General features: G+C 44.4%; 10 protein-coding genes. All 10 read right to left on the bottom strand.

Going from position 1 to position 18,773, the window contains the following annotated elements:
- Positions 1-11: 11 nt before the first annotated feature.
- The 10 genes from J7I42_RS33430 to J7I42_RS33385 all read right to left on the bottom strand — a co-directional run bounded on the left by J7I42_RS33430 (position 12) and on the right by J7I42_RS33385 (position 18,558).
- Positions 12-869 (bottom strand): hypothetical protein, encoded by an 858-nt coding sequence (locus J7I42_RS33430; RefSeq protein WP_209144611.1) that lies wholly within the window; start codon positions 867-869, stop codon positions 12-14.
- A gap of 19 nt (positions 870-888) precedes the next feature.
- Positions 889-7,824 (bottom strand): hypothetical protein, encoded by a 6,936-nt coding sequence (locus J7I42_RS33425; RefSeq protein ID WP_209144609.1) that lies wholly within the window; start codon positions 7,822-7,824, stop codon positions 889-891.
- 27 nt (positions 7,825-7,851) lie between these two features.
- Complete coding sequence (locus J7I42_RS33420) at positions 7,852-8,922, bottom strand: hypothetical protein (protein WP_209144607.1); 1,071 nt, start codon at positions 8,920-8,922, stop codon at positions 7,852-7,854.
- A gap of 1 nt (position 8,923) precedes the next feature.
- Complete coding sequence (locus J7I42_RS33415) at positions 8,924-11,233, bottom strand: hypothetical protein (RefSeq protein ID WP_209144605.1); 2,310 nt, start codon at positions 11,231-11,233, stop codon at positions 8,924-8,926.
- Between the two features lie 41 nt (positions 11,234-11,274).
- On the bottom strand, positions 11,275-12,189 hold the full coding sequence (locus J7I42_RS33410; RefSeq protein WP_209144603.1) for a hypothetical protein: 915 nt from the start codon (positions 12,187-12,189) through the stop codon (positions 11,275-11,277).
- A 37-nt stretch (positions 12,190-12,226) separates the two neighbouring features.
- Positions 12,227-12,670, bottom strand: a complete 444-nt coding sequence (locus tag J7I42_RS33405) for a hypothetical protein (protein ID WP_209144601.1) — start codon at positions 12,668-12,670, stop codon at positions 12,227-12,229.
- A 729-nt stretch (positions 12,671-13,399) separates the two neighbouring features.
- Positions 13,400-14,143, bottom strand: a complete 744-nt coding sequence (locus J7I42_RS33400; protein WP_209144599.1) for a ThuA domain-containing protein — start codon at positions 14,141-14,143, stop codon at positions 13,400-13,402.
- 142 nt (positions 14,144-14,285) lie between these two features.
- Positions 14,286-15,179: a DUF1338 domain-containing protein gene (locus J7I42_RS33395; RefSeq protein WP_209144596.1), complete on the bottom strand. Its 894-nt coding sequence runs from the start codon at positions 15,177-15,179 to the stop codon at positions 14,286-14,288.
- Between the two features lie 150 nt (positions 15,180-15,329).
- Positions 15,330-16,391, bottom strand: coding sequence for a saccharopine dehydrogenase family protein (locus J7I42_RS33390; RefSeq protein ID WP_209144594.1), 1,062 nt, complete (start codon positions 16,389-16,391; stop codon positions 15,330-15,332).
- Between the two features lie 490 nt (positions 16,392-16,881).
- Complete coding sequence (locus tag J7I42_RS33385) at positions 16,882-18,558, bottom strand: glycoside hydrolase family 43 protein (RefSeq protein ID WP_209144592.1); 1,677 nt, start codon at positions 18,556-18,558, stop codon at positions 16,882-16,884.
- Between the last annotated feature and the right edge of the window lie 215 nt (positions 18,559-18,773).

The following is an 18,773-nucleotide window of genomic DNA, read 5'->3' as shown; positions in this document are numbered from 1 at the left end:
ATACCGGTTTATTAGTTTATTGTTATTGCGTACTGTTCATATTGCTTTAATGGGATAAACTCCCCCTCTTCATTCCTGGTAATGCGGTCGGCGATCACGGCCGGGAAATGCATATTCGCCTCATGCGTGATCTTTTTATAGTCAAAACTGCCCTGTTGTTCCTTAACCACATAAAATCTGCTGGTATCAATTGTCAGTAATTTGCCGGCCATATCATCACGGGTCTGTAGCTGTTTATATACATCTTCCTCTACCGGGTACAAGCTCCTTTTTGTAGTTACTACCCGCACAGGCTCCCTGGCAGCCATGTCATATTGTAATTCTATGGTTTCCTTTGGGATCGTAGTTGTATAAAGCAGGTCCCTGCTAGCCAGTCGAATAGCCTGGGTGTTTTGTTGTGGGGGTAATATTTGAGCAGAGAACTTTTTTGCCAGTTCCAGTACAGATGAATCCTTCCCCTGGCCGCCTATCAGCGATCGCAGGCCGGCCATAACCGGTCGGGCATTGGAGAATACGATCATCCGCTGCATTTTATCATTGACCAGCAGGGCTATGGAGTCGTTCGTCAACTGTTCTGCGTCACCAAACCGGGTATAGGAACTGTTTTTAGTCAGGTAAAACACGGCATTGGTAATGCCGGTATCGCCTTCACTGGTAATAAAATTGGTAGTGTTTGTCAGGGTTAACTCCAGGTATAAAGGAACCTGCTGGTATTGGTTGCTTATCTGTATAAACTCACGCAACACCTGTAAGGTATCATTGCCGTTTACAGCACGGGCGCGTTTTTTTTGGGCCTGCATGGTTCCTGTCATAAACAAACATCCAAGGATCAAACCTATCTGCACAATATTTTTACTACTGGTTTGCATATTCATTCTGTTTTTACAGCTACGGTTGAATGGTTTTGATATTTTTTTGCCGGGTGCTACGGGTCTCATTGATGGTCTTAACTCCCTCCCGGGTTTCGGCTTTGGTTCGCACCAGCCCGCCCTCTGCATCGTAATCATAAAAAGAAGCGTAGTTATTAGCATCCAGTTCTGCCGTGAGCCTTAAATTAACCGGATCGTAGACATAGCTTTTCATGTTCGCATTGTAGGGGTGAATGCGGATATCATCAAAATAGATCATACTACCGCTGTTGTTCACCAGTTTTAAATTCATGGATGAGCCGCCTGTCGGGGTGGTAAATTCCCCTTCATACCGTTGCCACCCTTCAATAATTGGCCCTTTCGGCGTTAAGGGAACCGTATTACCGTCTATGATTACCTGGTTATTGACATATCCTGTTGCTGCACAATTTGTACATTGCTCCCGCACCCAGGCGCTGAAGATCATTCTTTTATTGGTGGGCAGCGTGAATACTGGGTTCAGCATACTGCCCGTAACTGGTATGGGCAGGTCATACGTACAGCTATTTTGGGTAGTGGTGCTTGTATAACCAGGCATGGTACCGCCCCCAGGTGGAAGATTATTGACAGCACTGGGATTAGACGGAGGAGTAAAAAATTGAAAGTAGAAATTATCATCCGACATGTTACCATAAATGGCGTTCTCATACAATTCAAAACCGGCATAGGCGAGACCTGAGATCTTGTAAATACCCTTCGGTAAACAGACATTGTAGGTCTTCCACTTATAGAAGTAGGATGGCGTTTGCACAGGTATATCACCTTCCCAATTATAAGGTATATTCTGGCCCGTTGTAACTGAATAAACGTCTACATTAAAATCCCCAATTCCGTAGTAACTGGGTGCCGGATCTTTTCGAACTGACGTTGTAGCGAAGTGATAGATCCCCCCCTGCGTTATTTCAATATACTGACTTAATATAAATCTATAGTTATACCCGTTTTTGATCAGGTCCGCGCGGTTTACACCGCCCGAGGGCTCTATTCCAAGCCACATGCCATTTTGACCATAAGTATAATAGGAACCGGAAACGTTACTGAACATGCCGTCCGTAGATTCGTATTCGATCACTGCATTCATACCCCGGTTAATAAGGGTGCTGGGTGTTGTATTTGAATAAGTAAATGGAAAATCTTCGGCAGGGTCTGGCGCTATCGGTATCTGCTTTACAACGGTACTGTTGTTTTTAACCCCCAACACATATTTCCCGGTGTGGGCATTAAACCCATTGGCATCTGCATCTACTAACTGGCTATTGTCCAAACCAACCAGCTTGAAATGCGGTTGCGCGCACATGTTGGTAGTATTTGGATTCAGTGCTTCCGCATAGTAGTTATCTTCAAATCCCTCGTACACCATTTCATTGGTCCTGCTGTTCTTTACAATAGCCGTTGGCAGCGTTTTATGATAGCCGTATTGTGCAGCCGTATAAATGTTCACAGCGTCTTTGCTCTCTGTTTCCATTCCCTTGTAATTGAACCGGGTAGTCAGATTATTCCACACCCACTTTGTGTTTGCTGTATTAGGCACCAGGTTATTGTAGCCATCGAAGTTCCAGTATGGCTGGAAGTCAGCCAGAAAACCATTCTGGGGAAGATTGGTGGCAGGCGGTATATTGGTGCCGGGTGCAGGCATTGACTCCTGTCTGCTGCCGTAGAAAACCATATTCCGATATGATCTGAAGTTGCCGATCAATCCTTTTCGGTAAGGGTTAACATTTTTCTGCAAATAGCCGTTGCAGTCTTCCACTTCCGAAAAAGTACAGTTGCCTGAATTATACACCAGGCTGTATTTTTTTACCAGCTCATTGTCGGCCTGCCATTTCTCTTTAAATTCCATAGCCGAGGCGATAAGTACATTGCCTGTAATATCCAGTTTATGCGTAGTGCTGTTAATGGGGTTCGACATCAGATTGATACCGGCCACAATAGCTTCCAGGTTGTTTCGTTTGCCGCTTCTTACAATTTTGAAGGTTACGCCTGATCTTGATAACAATTGACCATCCGCATCCATCACCACCAGGTCTTTTGCCGGCACGGTCAGAGAAGTATTGGTCTTATTTTTATCGAAGACCCATAATTTAGGAAAGGTTACGGGCGCTCCGGAACAGCCGGCTGCATTGCCAGGTACACTAGCGTATAATTCATCGCCGCTTTCAAAAAAACTCTGATCACCCTGAACTTTTCCATCCACAAAACTATACGAAGAATATTCTGCCCCTATATTCTTATAAGCCGGCCCCATGCCGCTGTAAGCCCACCAGGCAGGGTACTTAACATTGTAAACCGGTTTGTCAAATTCGTTGTTGGTCCGGGTTATGATCGCATCGCCTGTTTCGGCGTCATATACCAGGTTTTTGGTGGTTACCGTACTTCCTTTATCAATGACCACCACGCTGTCGAGCACGCTATGATAGTTGATCACTTTGGTAGTGGTTACAGCCCGGTATACGTTCTCGCTGTTGGCAACTACCGGCCATACAAAGGGGATCCAGAACGGGAACAGTACCGGAAAAAGATCAACCTGCGCCTGTACTTCAACACTGTTGCTTTTAACCGAAAACTCCCGGGTGTCAGTCATCAATTCCACCTCGATACCCATATTGCCTGGTTGTACCAGTCCGCCCTGGCTGGCATAGATAAAATCAAATTTTTCATCCATTCCTTTGCCGCCGGTATTGCGGTAGTAGTTTTCGGTATAATTCAGCCGGGTAGTAGAATCATTTTCCGAATAAGACGACTGAGATTTCATTTTACCATGCATATCGTTGGTCTCTACAATAAAGCCCTGAGAAACCGCACGGCTGTCAAATGCGTCTTTATAGAAAAACAAGTTTAAAGAAGCCTGGTGTTTTTGTTTGTCAGCAAGAGCCGTGTGGTTGTAGTAAACCGGAAAGTCTTTTGCAGTATAAAATTCAGTAACCTGTTTGCCTATACCTGATCTTGATTTCTTTGCAGGGTCAATATTTTTACGCAGTGATCGTACCGTCACCTTGCTATAACCAACAACGGGTGCAGGAAAGAAAGCATCCAGTATGGGCATTTCAATGGCGCCGTAGCTGGCTGGTCCAAGTGGTAATTTATCGGTAACCTGTACTACATTCTGGAAGGGGTTCTCTTCATTACCAATAGATGGTTCATAGGAGGCTACCCCGCTGCTGATCTCTTGTTCAACTCCATTGATCGTTTCCCTGGTAGTATATTCATATTCCTGGCCAAACTCTGACGACACTTCTTTGCCTGCAGTCATACTCGACCAATTGTCTTTTAACTTAATTGATTTTACCCGCTGGCCGCCACCATATTTGTGGCCATCAGGCACAATCAGCCGGACAAAAGAGTTTGCCGGATTGATCGTTTGCACCCGGCCCTGGCTGCGCAGGTATTTCACGGGATCTTTAAAGGCGCTTTTTATGGCATCGAGCATACCCGCCAGCATTTCGCCAACGGCTTTGAGGCCACTGTTATCACTTACATCATAACCGGGAAAAGCCTGTCCGGGCAATTTTTCACGCAAATAGTCAAGCGCCGCCAGTGACAAGGGACTTAATCCGCTTACCTGGTTTAACCTGATCCAGATGTGGGAATCGTCAACTCTGCCATAATCGGCTACTGTTGCATAGGTATGGATGTACTCCGGTCCTTTGGGCATATTCACCGACAACTTGAATGCCAGTTGGTCCAGCCCCTTAATATATTTATTAAACACCTCCTGTTTAGTGGTACATTTTTCTGGCACTTTTATCAGGACGTGATCATATTCAACAGTGCTTACTGTTTGTCCCGACAGATCGAACCCATACAGTTTGTTTGTGAAATTCGAAGCTTTACTGCTCAACCCTTCAATTTCCATCATAGCACAGGCGCGCTTGTTTTGCACATAAGCATAATCATCACTTTCATAGTTTATTTCCATTTGTCCGCCCGATGGCAGCAGAATGCGTTTAAGCGACCATGCTGCAGCATTTTCATCGATGGTTTCTTTTGAAACAGCAGCAGAAGGTTGCGTTGAATAAGGGAAATAAGAATTTCTTACCTGGCCGGGATTGGCACTGGCAGGTTTATAGTTCCCCCACCGGTCTGACGAATTAGCCTTGTAGGTCGGGTTGCCTTTATTATCCCTGGTATAAGAGAATACATATTTATTCGAATTATTATCCCGGTTCATTCCATTGAATGTAAACCGGATACTATCCAGGGTTAGTTTTCCGCCAGTCTGATTTTTGTTATCGGGTGTGCCTGCACATAAGCTATAGCTGTAATGAAACCATACCGTTTTAACCGGTTTGGCGCCAGTGAGGCCATTTTTCTTAAGGTCTGCTTTGTTAAACAGGTCTATCTTTTTTAACAGCCTGGCGCTGTTATCCGAACTGTTTACGCCACCAAATACATCCGATGGGCCCTTGGCATCATCGCGGGTATCCAGCGTAAACAGGGCGATCATGGTCTTTGATTCTATGGAATGGAGATACCAGGATTCGCGTTCGCCGTAGGAAATGATACCTTTGTCATCTCTTGTTTCAGACATATTACCCGCGCTGAAATTCGCTTTATTGTTGTCTTTTGTATGTGGTGTGCGCCAGCTATGGGTGCCCACCATCGAATAGTTGAATTTTACGGCATCTCCCTGGTCATCTTCTGTAATACCGTTGCCGCTCACATCAACATAATCTGAAGACAACAAACCGGTAAGCAGAAAGGAGTGGGCGTAACCGGGCGTTTCAGTTATTTGATAATAGCCATCTTTGCCTTCTAACGGGCTTGCATGGTCAGTTTCACTGGAATTAATGGAAACCAGGTCATCGGCGTCGCCAGTACCACCAACGCCAAATGTGTAATCTTTTTGCAGGGTATTATAAACCGGGATCCCATATACATATCTTCGGCCGCTGGTTTCAGTTACCGTGATCTCAGATATATGCTGTTTTTTACGATAGCCGGCAGGGTTTGCATCTACCCGGTCGATAGGGTCTGATTGCAGGGTATTGCCGGCTCCCGGAATGCCACTGGCGTAGTTTCTTATTTTTCCGTCTAATCCGACCTCTGTGGCTTCCTTCGCTGTTAAAAAGCTTGTTACCTGGGATCTTTTCCTGCGCTCGGTAATATCGGGCAGCGCGACGCTGGTAGTGCCGATAGCCTGATTTAATTTTGAAAAATGTTCCAGTACCGGATTAATACCCGGGGCTGAATTACTTCCACCCAGTTGAAATCGTACCATGTCAAGACCCCCGATCTTATTATACTGATCCGGGATCAATACGCTTGTTTCACCCGGGTTCCTGAAATAAACATTTTCAAATGCCTTGTCTGCACCCCTAAATCCAATGGTGGAACGAAGTCCGTTGCCACTCTGCCATTCACTGATGGTGGACGGTGTTTTTATGGTATTGAAGTTGGCGCCATAGTGACCGGGAATACCGATGTCGGCGCCCACACTTAAACTCTTGTCTTTCGATCTGGTATAATTATCCCTTACATATCCCATGTCGTTGCGATAGGCTCTGATGCTGCCACCTGTTCCTTCACCCTGGATGCTAAATACATCATAAGAGTATTGCGGCGCTGAAATGATGGGTGTATTGGGCGTAACTTCATTATCATTCAGGCGCGTGAAATCCATTACCGACTGGGAATTATCCTTTGCTTTCTCATAATACAAATAACCCACTAATGGTTTGGTTTGTTGTATCTGTGCGGTTTTGGAGGTTTGTTTATATACCTCCGCCTGCAGGGAACCATATACGCCAAAGATGCCACCCCCTATTTGAAAGTTGCCGGAATAGGATTCGTTTTCGAGCGGCATTCTTATGGAAGGTACATAACTTGGCTTGGTGAAACTGATAGCAGACGAAAAGAGGGTGCCGCCCATGCTGCCGCCGAAGTGATTCTTGGAATAAATAAGTTTGAAATCTTTACTTACCCCCTTTAACTTTTGGGTCGTATAGTTATAAGACATCTGCTCACTTATCTGCAGTTGCTTGATACCGCTTCTTGAATTATAGCTGGTACCTAAACGGACCCCCGCAGATAATTCCTTATTGTGATCGAATGAATTGGCTGTTAAAGAAGCGTTGGGAGAGAGCGTTACTCCGTTCCTAGAACTGATATTGACCCCAAGACTTAATCCTAATTTTAAATTAGAACCTGTGTTTTTTTCAGAACCGGCCTTTGAAGCCAGGGTAATACTGGTGCCGCCCTTTATTCCCAGGTCAAGTGCAGGGCCGAGGTAGTTATTGTAAGAGAAATTTAATGCGCCCAGCGACACATCGAACCCAAGGTTTAAAAAATCCTTTATACCCAGCAACTCCAGATCCGGCGTAATGGTTACGCCCCAGGTTTTGTTGGGTTTCATCTCCTGCTTTTGTATCAGCTTTTCTTCTCCACTGAAATCATCCGGCACGCCTCTCATATTGCGGGAAATGGTTCCCGGGTTAATATTCCAGCCTAATCCGACCCAGCTCGCTTCCTGTTCCATCGAAATGCCGCCGTCATAAAAAATGTTTACGGGGTAACCGCCTACATCCAGTAACGGGATATTATAGTTAAAGTCGCCGGTAAACAGGTTAACCAGGTTATCTGTGCCTACCGATTTGAAGGAGGACATTTCCGGTTGACTGGGCCCGCCAATATTCTTTTTGGCAGGGATATTAGTAGTCCGCAGTTTTTTGACAGGGGCTTTGTTTTCAGCGATAGCTGCCTGCTTGAGCGGAGTACTATTTTTTACTGCTGTGGAAACGCCGCCGGATATTCCGTTATCAACACGTGGCCGTTTTGTACTGTAAAACGGTTGATAATTGATCGTGCTGGAAGGGTGCCTATTGATGCTTCCATAGGCGGGCAGGATACTTCGAAAGAAAATAATAAACAAAACAGCGGCTATATGCTTTGTATATTTTGTAGCGAGTAACTGGATCATGATAAAGTTATTATGCGACTGTTTAGACTATTTTATGCTGAATGAAGTGGAATACTGATGATGCTGATTGTCGGTGATCTCAATAAAATACTGTTTGCCGGAATGATACCTGCCTCCCAGCTTAAACCGCAGGTAGTTATCACCGTAAAGGATCTTTTGCTTTACCTCCTGTATTATTTTTCTATCGCTGTCCAGGAACCGGACCAGCGTTTCATGGGTGTTGTCGAAGCAGTGATATTTCACACGCAGTTCCTTGTCCGTAACAAGATGAGCGCCCCCGCCGTTACCATCGCCATTTAGTAAAAGAAAGCTGGCCTGATTCTCTTCTTTTTTGGTTGAATCGCCTGCAATCGTAAACGTCCATACTTCGGTGGCCGAGGCATAGTTCTCGTTATTTTTTGCTGTTACCTGCCAGGCATAGGTCTTCCCTGATTCCAAGGTAGAATAAGTGGTCGGATACATTTCATAGGGTGCCTTCAAATGCGCAGTTGAATAAACAGGCGTATTATAGCGGATGGCTTCTGCCGGAGATTGTCCCTCCATTATTTCAGCCACGCTCAGTTCATAGGTAAGGTTATCGAACATATCCATAGGTGCCGGCGGGATCCACGTTAATTGTGGCGCTGGTGTTTGGATGGTAGATCTGTTGACTGGTGTGCTCAGCAAGGGCGGGCTCAATGGCGTGATATTTAACCGTACACATTCTGTTGCGAGTGTTTGTAATGCTTCATGTCCGTAGTTACTTACGGTATAACAGGCTATGTAAGAGCCGAGTGGTAAAAAGGTGGCGGTAACATTGCCGGTACCAGTGGTATACTGAACAGGTTGAATGTCCTGTATAGTCAGCACCTTTACTCCTTTGTTCAGCAGGATACCTCTTGTTCCTGCAGACAGGACCAGTTGCCCGGTTACCGCGTCTTTCAGGTTCATCAGAATGGTTACCTGCGAGCCGGTATTGCTGTTGTTAGTAAGCACGAGATTCCATAACTGATCTTTGGTGACCAGGCCGGCCGGCGGCATTACTACATTAATAGTAACCTGGGCCTGTAACAGCGCCGGAATACAGAATGCCAGCAGAAGTATAAATTTTATTTTCATATCAGAAATATTTAAACCACGATACCCTGCCTGTTTCTACCGGATAAAGTGTTTGCCATATAGTTGGTAAATAAGATTTTTCATAATGCAGTTGCAAACTGCCGAGTTTCTTTACCTCCACTCCTACCTGCGCCCGGTTGCCAATACAGGTGGTGCCGCCCATTATTTTATTGTATTTAATACCGGCCCCTACTTTTAAGAAATTGAATAGTGCATAATCAGCATTGGCGTCGAGCGTGTAATATTGCATCTGCTCCTGATCGGCATACATATACATTCCCTGCAATTGCAGTTTAGACAAGAAAAGGGTTTGAGAAGCCATGTAATTAATGCCCTTATAAGCTATAAAACCCGAGTCAGTTCCTTTGGAGAAATATTTATTATAAAGCAAAGACGACAACATGCGAATGTTACCGGCCTTATAATTATGCACCAGGGATGCGTTTAAAATACAATAGGCATTCTCCCGGATGCGCTCTTTGTCTATTACATATAACTGGGTGCCAGGATTGTATCCTACGCTAAGCGAAGGCCAGCGCGGTATCCGCACATTCAACTGAATGCTTTTAAATACCGTGCTTGATTTAAATGTCTTTTCTGCAAAGGGATTGGAAAAATCATTGCGCCGAAGTGCAGCGACTACGCCAATTTTATTATTAAAAAAGGACTGATCAACACCGAATAACCAGGCGGTTTGACTGGTATTGATCGTGTACAAACTGAACGATTGGAATTGCGCGCCTGTTTTTCTATAAAATCCGCTGATGCGGGTATCTGTCTTTGGTAACAGGGTTTGTCCTTTGATACTGACACCAACGTTTGCATTCTCTGCAAACTGAAACAACGACTTCATGCCGCCATTGTTTCGCAGGCTTCCACTGACGGGGATGGTGGTTTTTGCCAGCTCTACACTAATGCCCGTATTCTCATCCTTCTTCAAGATGCCTTCAATAGCGTATCCTACCACATTGGTGAAATTGTTGGCGGTATCTGCCACGATACTTCCATAATTATATCTTTTACCGGCAAACGCAGATAGAATTACTGCTTTGCGGTCAACGTCTCCTACCCCTATGCGACCCATTAAGAAGTTTTGTCCATTCCGCCGGGTATTCTTTCCCATAAAATCCCGGAAGCCATAATCAATTTTACCTACAGCCAATGCTGCATATATGCCGTCATTATATTCAAGATTGAACCCTGTCAACGAGACATTCCAGGCGGTCAGCTCAGAATAATTTATTACCGACCGGCCAATGCCAATACTTTTTATATTGCCCAGGAATTTCTCCAACCCTTCCTTTTTCCGGCTGGCAACTTCGTTCTCCGATTCAATGTTATTGAGGTCAGCTATGGTGGCTGCTTTGTAAATTTTGCGACGAACACCTTCCACATCTTTTTGTATAGAATTCTTTACACTGTCAGTTTTAGCCTGTAGTGCCTGGACCCGTTGCTGCAGGCTATCCAATTCCTTTTTCCTTTGTTCAAATTTTTTGAAATAAGAACTATCCACTTTGTCTGCCAGCGAATCAACCTTCCCATTGGCCAGTTTATACAACCTGCTTTTGTCAAGGTCAGGCCAGTTAACGTCTTTTGAAGAAGTGTCGCTTTTTCGTTTTGCCGCAGCTAATTCTTTATAATACAGTATTTCCTTTTCCTTCATTAAACGTGCCCACTCGTCGCGGTCATTTACCAACCCGCTTAACTGCGTATACCGGTCTTTTGCCTCTTTCAGTGCTGCCTCTGCCGCAGCGAGATCGGGCTTTTGATAATACCGGGATGCAATTTTATTGAGTAATTCCTGTTTGGCTTTTTTCAGGAATTCATTTCTGTCGAACCGCAGATTGACATCCATGAAGTTTTTGAAATAGAAGGAATTACTGATCCGGTTTGATAAATTCAACTTCAGCGGATATTTGTCTTTCACGGTTATATCCAGAAATGTCTGTATGGTATGTTGCTGGAAATCGTTTTGAGAAAAAGGGGTGTCGATAAATGACCTGTATAAGAAATCATATTGAACATTGCCATGGATCTTAAGGAAAGGTGTATGTGGCACCGGTTGTAAAGGTGAAAGCTTTTTATCCGTAGTAGCCGCTCCCTCCTGAAAGTCGCCAATGTCCTGTAGTGATGCATAAGATCCTTTACAGGTCCCTTTATTTAAGAATATTAAAGTATCGCCCCTGCGTTTTACAGGATGCTCCGCGCCTGACTGTGCATAACAGCCTGCACTAATGGCCAGTAAACAGGCAATCAGCATACTTCTATAACACACAATAAGATCAGGGCGTAGCCACGCAAACACTTTCACTGGCAGGAATCGATTTGGTTGTTAGCTTGGTTTTCTACATGCTATTGTTGTTGACTTGCAATGCCAAAGCCGGTGGAATGAGATGGATAAACCGGTGGCATGATAATACAGTTCTCAGCCACGATCAATTCATAATCGGACCAGCTCTTTTCGACAAACCTCCACGGCGCGTTTGGTACTGCGTCCTGTACCATATAATAATATTCAAAGTCTTCTAAATCGCCATTTGCAAATTGTGTACTGCCAGCAGTTACAGTAACATCATACCAGGGTTCCACAGAACACTCGTTTGTATTAATGTACCCGTCGTTTTCATAATATCTACACGCCCGGATCTTACAGTTTATACTAGCAGGCAATGCCATCGGAACAGTGCATGCTGCATCAGCATAGAATCGGATATAGGAGGAAACATACCAATTAAGATATTTTTCGTAAAATTCTCCATTATATTCTCCATCATAAGGATTGTATTCACTGGTATTGACTTCAAGTCGGGCAAAGATGGGGAGAGTTGTTACATAGACCAGGCTACAGCTATTGCTATATTGCACATCTATCCCACAGGTTACTTTTCTTTGTACATAAATGGTAGTCCCTGCTTGCGAATTGGCATAAGGCTGGTTATTGGTAGAAGGGAGGTAATAGGAAGTGGCGTTCGGAATGTCCTGGAAGTGAACATTGTCCGTGGACCATTGCCATTGGTACACGTAGCTATTATTTGCAATTGGACCTCCACTTGCATCGGAACAATTAATTAAATTAGGCTGGGTGCCAACTAAAACGTATTGCGTCAGCGGAGTAGCACAACCACCTTTAAGTGGAGTCGCTTTTTTTTCAGGGTCTATTTTTTCACACTTACTTAAAAATGGAGTATTCCCCAAACCAATCAGGGTATTTAACAGCAGCATAAGAAATACAGGCAGAACCCTTCTCATATAGTTTTTGATTTCCATTTCGCAATTAAACTTGTTAAACATTTTAATGTTTCCATTAATAAGATTGTGCTATTTGGCAGGGTGGTTTTAGCCTGGCGCTGTCTGCGCGAGCCCTGTCCTGAATCTTTTTCTTCATGTACGCTTCCCGCTCCTGCTGATGCTTGTAATAATTTGGACCTTTTACAATTGGGCGTTGCATTCCAGGCTCTGCAAGTTTTTTTAGCTGGTCTTCGGTTAACACCTGTTTAATGACTGTCCTTTTTTCTGTGAGTGCCTTTGAAATTTCCGCTATTTGAGTGCGCCTGTCCAAAGAGGTATCATTCATGATCTTCGAGACCTGCCTGTCATATGTTTCATTTGCCGCGATATACCGGGCATATTGCTTCTCCTTCATATTCAGCGCCACTTTTACCTGTTGGTTCCAGTTAGCGCGGGCAGTGTCCTGTGCAAAGATCCGGGATGAAATAATTAGCAACATTACCAGCAATGTTATTCGCATAACCAATGACTGTTTATGATTTAGTTTCAAATTAGATTGTATTTCCGGGAAACAAATTAAATGAGGCGTCTTGTTGCCAATACCAATAGTAAGCAAGTGAGATATGTGTGTCATAACCGGTTGTATATAACCGTTTGTGTCTGTCTGCAAACAGGAGACTGGCTGTTTTACAGGGCACGCAATAATATCAGGGCTGAGCCTGGTAAAGACGCTCACTGGCAAGTATCGTTTTGGTTGTTAGGTCATTACTGGTAATACAATACAGTCTGATCCATATTACTGGATATAACTAATTGCGTTACCTGATATTTAATAAATAATCATCTACCAATCCACCATTGTCAACAATCAACTATTGACAATGATAAGCTAGTGTAAATAGATTCCGTTTTGGGGAAATAGTGAAAAACAGTTAGATACCTGGCTCTTAACCTCATTTTCGATATGGCACGTGGTAATTAACCGGGGAGTGTTGCTATTGGAAACGAATATATGTAATAATAACATTTCTACAACCGGAATTTAATAAGCGTGCAGTTTGGGGCGATAAGTGTGCATTTTTGGCCGATAAATGTGTAAGACCGAAACATGATAGATATGTAACTTCAAACCAAACCTCAGACATCTGGCCGCTTTGTTAACTTCTAAAATTCTTGTATATAACAAATAAAAAATACCTGTCCGGTTTATTACAAACTGAACAGGCATTATAAATAAGTTAGAATCGTTCTACTTCATCTTCACCTTACCCATGGCATATTGCAAACCGCCCCACAGGTGTTGCAGGTATAAAGGATCGGAATAGGATTCATCGGTATGTCCTAATTCTGTATAAAAGGCGCGGCCGCCTTCAAAGTTATGGTACCAGGCCATTGGGTGATTAGGGCCATTTGTGCCACCGCTATAAGAAGTTTCATCAATGGAAACAAGCACATGCAGATCGGTGGCTATATCTTTGAAATTATACCACTCATCGGTGCGTTTCCAGGGACGGGGCAAATGTTTGGTAGCAATATTAATGCTGTCGTTAATGATCAGTGTGGCTTGCTGTATTTGCGGATGTTTTACAAAATAAGCGCCTACCAGTTTGCCATACCAGGGCCAGCCGTATTCGGTATCGGTGGCGGCATGCACGCCTAAAAAGCCACCGCCGGACTGGATGTATTGCTGAAAAGTAACTTGTTGCTCCTCATTCAATACATCGCCCGTGGTGTTTAAGAAAACAACCGCTTTATACTGCTTCAGGTTGGAAGCCACAAACTTCGTGGAATCGGTAGTGACATCTACATCAAAATGATATTTCAGCCCCATTTCCTGAAGGGCTTTGATGCCCGCATCAATTGATTTGTGGTGATAACCGGCTGTTTTTGAAAATACCAGGATCTTATCTTTTGCCAGGGAAACTATTGTGAAGGATAATAAGAGCGCGGTCAATACAAATTTCATATGGGCAGGTGCTATCGCTTTCTTCATATAGAATGATTATTTTATATACTTTCCAATTCTGAAAGTTACATAGAAGTCGGTAATGCTTCTTGAAAAGTTGCATGGTGATAATGTTAAAGGGTGAGCCCCGGCCACTGGCCAAGACTCACCCTTTTTACATATTCTATTATTATCTATTGGTTTGTGAGCTATAGGTACTCTCAAAGATCTTATCTGCATTACCTGCTTCAAACCCTTCCCGGCGGTGTATCCGCTGGATCTGGTCTTTGGGCAAATGCGCAAATTGTGGTAATACACGTCGTTCCGCAAATTCTATATAGGACCCTGAAATGGCATGTACCTCCGCACCGGCAAATTCCGCATCGATCATTTCGGCCACCGTAGAGCTTTGGAGTAACCCGCCATCGGGACTGGTCTTTATTTTGCCACCGGCATTGTTCAGTTTAAATCCATTGCGCTCCAGGAATTCATTGAACAGCGCAATGGTATTGTATCCCTCCTTCAGGTTATGTACGCTGATGGTAAAATGGTTAAGGTAATACCGGTTGTAAATAACCCAGGCAGCGTATTCGCTTTGGGCAGCCAGGGTTTGGAAATCCGCCCAGGTGGGTAAACGCCACAGTCCGCTGTGGAGGAACTGGTCCACGGCCTGGGCATCATCCAGGTTTAACTGGCTAACAGGTTCGGTAGTTACCTCGTTCGTATAACTGGTGATGATCTGTTGTATTTCGTGCGACAGGTCCTTCACCCGCAGCTCACTGATAAAAATGCGTGGGTATTGCGGGGATGGCGGAGCATACCAGAATGCATCCAGCTTCTTTTCCGGGAAATGATAGTAATCCCTTTTCTCGTACCCATAATGCAAAAAGATCTTCTCCAGTGATTGTACGCCCAGTTGCGGCACGCCCATGGTGCGAAAGGCAATATGGTCATTCTCAATATCATCCGGTTGTTGTATAACATTTTCCCTGATCATGGTATCGATAATGGCCGATACATCGGGTACGCGTTCTTTGTAGCGGGTCATTAAACCGGATAGTACTTTATCAAGAGTCGTTGACATAGATTGTTCTTTTTTTTATTATAGTTGGGGCTGGAGAAAGATGTATGATGTAGAAGGTAAGATGTAAGAAACTTGCTACTTTTCAGCAATCTTTAATAATATTAAGAGTTCAGAAAACTCAGGCACTTCTTACTTCTTACCTCCTATTTCCTACTTCTCATGCTTCCCGTACAAACTTCCATTCTTCGTTTTCAGGTATTTCTCAAACGGGATCTCTTCCTGCCTAATAAAACCCTTTTGCGGCAATTCCTTATTGGCTACCATTTCAACCACGGCGGCTACGGAAGCGGCGGTTGTCCATGAGATGGCGCGCCATTCCTTCCCATTGATAGTAATGGGGTGATACGCCTGGTAGAATTCTTCCCGCGCCAGTTCCTGTCCTTTCCAGCCTTCCACTACGGCATACACATACACTACATCTTCCCGCACCGGGGGTTTGGCTTCCGTTAGTATTTGTTCCGTTAACTCGCGTTTGTCTTTCAGGATCAGTTCATATAATAAAAATCGCATCAGACGGGCATGACCCGGGTACCGGATGGTTTTGTAATTGAGCGTATCTACTTTTCCTTCCAGGGTTTCGCATAAAGTACCTAAACCACCGCTGGTGCTAAAGGCCTCAAACTCCTGCCCTTCTATATTGATCTGTTCTATGCCATCTAAGGAAGGCACCATTTTGCGAACACCGTTGTGGATCACTTCGGCATCGTTGATGTATTCATTGATCACCCCCGCCGGCGACCAGGTGAAAGAATAAGCCATTAATCCATTGGGATAACGGGGCAAAGCGCCTACCCGCAATTCCACATCACGCAATTTGGTAAACCGGTGACAAAGATCGGCGCCTACTATACCAATAAAACCGGGTGCCAGTCCGCATTGCGGGGCCATTACGCCTTTGGAGGTTTCCGCCATTTTACGGATAGCGCTGGTAGTAGGCACATCCTCCGTGAGATCGAAATAATGAATCCCGGTTTTAAAAGCAGCTTCGGCTACCGGTAAATTCAGGTTATAGGGTAAACAGGACACTACCCCATCCTGTTTTGATAACAGATCTTCCAGGAATTTGGCATCGTTAATATTTCCGGTAACTACCTTAAATGGCACATCGGCCGGGGCTTTTTGGTCAACACCAGTAACAGTAAAAATATCGTTCAGCAAAGTGGCCACCAGTGAACCCACCTTGCCCAATCCGATAACGGCAATATGTTTCATAATTTTTTGATTAAATAAAATGAATAATATGCCCTATGCCCACTCCTTCGCTCCTCCTATGCCAGGGCTTCGGAGGACAAAGCAAAGCTTCGGTTCGCAATGCGCTAAGGGTAAACGTTCAGGGCTACAAACAGGAATAACTATGTATTAAAGACTATTAATACTATGGAATGTTAGCGCAAGCGCTACGCAGGAAAGCGAGGTATGAGTAGAATATTTTTACGATGTAATTCACTATGCGAATGTATTCAAAGCTGGTTAAATTACAAACTGCATGTTTGAAATTCCTTATAGTGAGGCATTTAAGTAATTAGTCCTGTATTTATTACATAGAGGCAGAAAACAGCAAAGGAATTGTAATGGCACAGCGGAGGCAATCGGTCTCGGCTTAGCCGAGAGCAATCGGCAATCGGCAATGGATTTTTGGCGGCGCAAGATAGTTATTAATTCAACACTCGCGAGCCATGTCTGCCGTTTGCCGTCTCACGATTCAATCATCGTTCCCCTTGCTTTCAAAATAATTGAACACCGCGCTGTTGGTAGTGGGTGCCCCGTTTGAGGTGGCATACATAGCGTACATACAGCCTACAAACCCACCAGCCGTATGGGTGCTCAGGTAGTTGGCGTCAAGACCTTCCTTGAATAATTTCCAGATGGTACTGCCTTTTTCGGCATAATAAAATGAATAGGCATGACCGTTGGTCTGTATTTTTAATTGAACCGGTACCTGTCCACTTGCCTGAATTTTTTGTGTACTCAGCAGCAATGGTTCTCCTCCACTCTTACCTGGTCCTTTATACAATTGTAATACGGGTTGGTTATTTTCAACCGACAGGCACAGGTAGTAATAAAAGTTTTCATTCTGAAATACCAGCAAACCGGCTTTTTCCTGGGAGCTGGCGGGTGCAAAGGTGAGTGCAGTCGACGCATATCCGCGCAAGTGCGATTGGCGGTACCCGATAAACGCGGGGTTAGCCTTATCTGAACAAGTGGTTGGCTTTAGCTGTATGGAAAGGGTTCCGTTAATGCTATTGATATGGTACCAGGGTTCGCGCACCGTTCGTAAAAACTCATAGCGGTTATTTAATTCGGTGCTTTTAAAATTATCCCTGAATAGAAAATCACTGCTGAATGTAAGGGGATTTTTGGCAATGGCGCCTTTTATACTTACTTTATCAGGCACAGTTTCATTACCGGGCAGAATAATGGGCCAGTCTTCTTTCCATTCAACCGGCGCCATAAAGGTTTCGCGGCCGGTATTGTAGTGTTCGTCACTATAAGGACGGCAACCCAGGAATACGGCATACCAGCTGCCATCGGGTGTTGTTACCAGGTCGGCATGGCCTGTTGAAGTGACCGCTCTTTTCCGGCCCACCGCTAATTGACGCTGAGTAAGAATGGGATTGCCTGTATAGGATTCAAAAGGCCCTTCTGCTTTTTTGCTTTTGAAGATCACCTCCGAATGATTATAACCCGTGCCACCTTCGGCGCACATTAAATAGTAGGTCTTGTTGTATTTAAAAAGGTGCGGCCCTTCAATCCAGATCGGCTTTTGAGAAATATCAGACCCGCCATTTACCAGGACTATTTCCGCCCCTTTTGTTTGCAGCGTGTTCAGATCAACTTCATACATTCTGATGGTCCGGTGCCCTTCGTATTGTGGTTTATTATCGGGGGCCTCACTGTTGTAAACAATATAGGCCTTACCGTTATCATCAAAGAACATAGAGGGATCTATACCCTTTACTGCAGGCAGAAAAACAGGATTGCTCCAGGGTCCTTTGGGATTTTTTGCGGTAATGATGAAGTTACCGCCATGCGTGGTATTGGTACAGGTTATATAGTACAGGCCTTTATTAAAACGGATAGTAGGTGCAAATAAACCGCCAGACACGTGCGCGCCATCCAGGTCCAGCTGTTCAGGCCGGTCCATGGCAAAACCAATTTGTTCCCAGTTGGCAAGGTCGGTACTGTGGAAGACAGGTAACCCGGGATAATAGGCAAAGGTGGAATTGACGAGGTAATAATCATTGCCTACCCGGCAAATAGAAGGATCGGGGTAAAAACCAGCCAGGATGGGATTGTTGACCCTGGCTGTTTGTGCGGTAGTGTTTAGGCTGACTACTATTAGAAAGATAATTGTTTGGGTGAGTTGCTTGCTATTCATTGACAGATCGTTGTATTGAAGGTACAGTTAATGATCAGGCGCTGTTCTTCAAATATACAAAAGATGTTGACCAGTTTAACAGTTAACAGGCACAAGCGGAGGCTTGCGCCAGTTATGTGATTAGACATGACCTGTAAGCATCATTTGAGCCTGCCATAGTAGTGGGTTGAATTGCTCCCCGATTTATCGGGGATCGCTTCTTCAGACCGCAAGTT

Origin of the sequence: Niastella soli, assembly GCF_017742245.1 — a bacterium.
Classification (GTDB): Bacteria; Bacteroidota; Bacteroidia; order Chitinophagales; family Chitinophagaceae; genus Niastella; species Niastella soli.
This window is presented reverse-complemented; position numbering and strand designations above follow the sequence as displayed.

Bases quoted from the DNA above. Each gene is read 5' to 3' on its own strand.
- J7I42_RS33430 (WP_209144611.1), bottom strand. From the start codon at position 869: ATGCAAACCAGTAGTAAAAATATTGTGCAGATAGGTTTGATCCTTGGA.
- J7I42_RS33425 (WP_209144609.1), bottom strand. From the start codon at position 7,824: ATGATCCAGTTACTCGCTACAAAATATACAAAGCATATAGCCGCTGTT.
- J7I42_RS33420 (WP_209144607.1), bottom strand. From the start codon at position 8,922: ATGAAAATAAAATTTATACTTCTGCTGGCATTCTGTATTCCGGCGCTG.
- J7I42_RS33410 (WP_209144603.1), bottom strand. From the start codon at position 12,189: ATGGAAATCAAAAACTATATGAGAAGGGTTCTGCCTGTATTTCTTATG.
- J7I42_RS33405 (WP_209144601.1), bottom strand. From the start codon at position 12,670: ATGCGAATAACATTGCTGGTAATGTTGCTAATTATTTCATCCCGGATC.
- J7I42_RS33400 (WP_209144599.1), bottom strand. From the start codon at position 14,143: ATGAAGAAAGCGATAGCACCTGCCCATATGAAATTTGTATTGACCGCG.
- J7I42_RS33395 (WP_209144596.1), bottom strand. From the start codon at position 15,179: ATGTCAACGACTCTTGATAAAGTACTATCCGGTTTAATGACCCGCTAC.
- J7I42_RS33390 (WP_209144594.1), bottom strand. From the start codon at position 16,391: ATGAAACATATTGCCGTTATCGGATTGGGCAAGGTGGGTTCACTGGTG.
- J7I42_RS33385 (WP_209144592.1), bottom strand. From the start codon at position 18,558: ATGAATAGCAAGCAACTCACCCAAACAATTATCTTTCTAATAGTAGTC.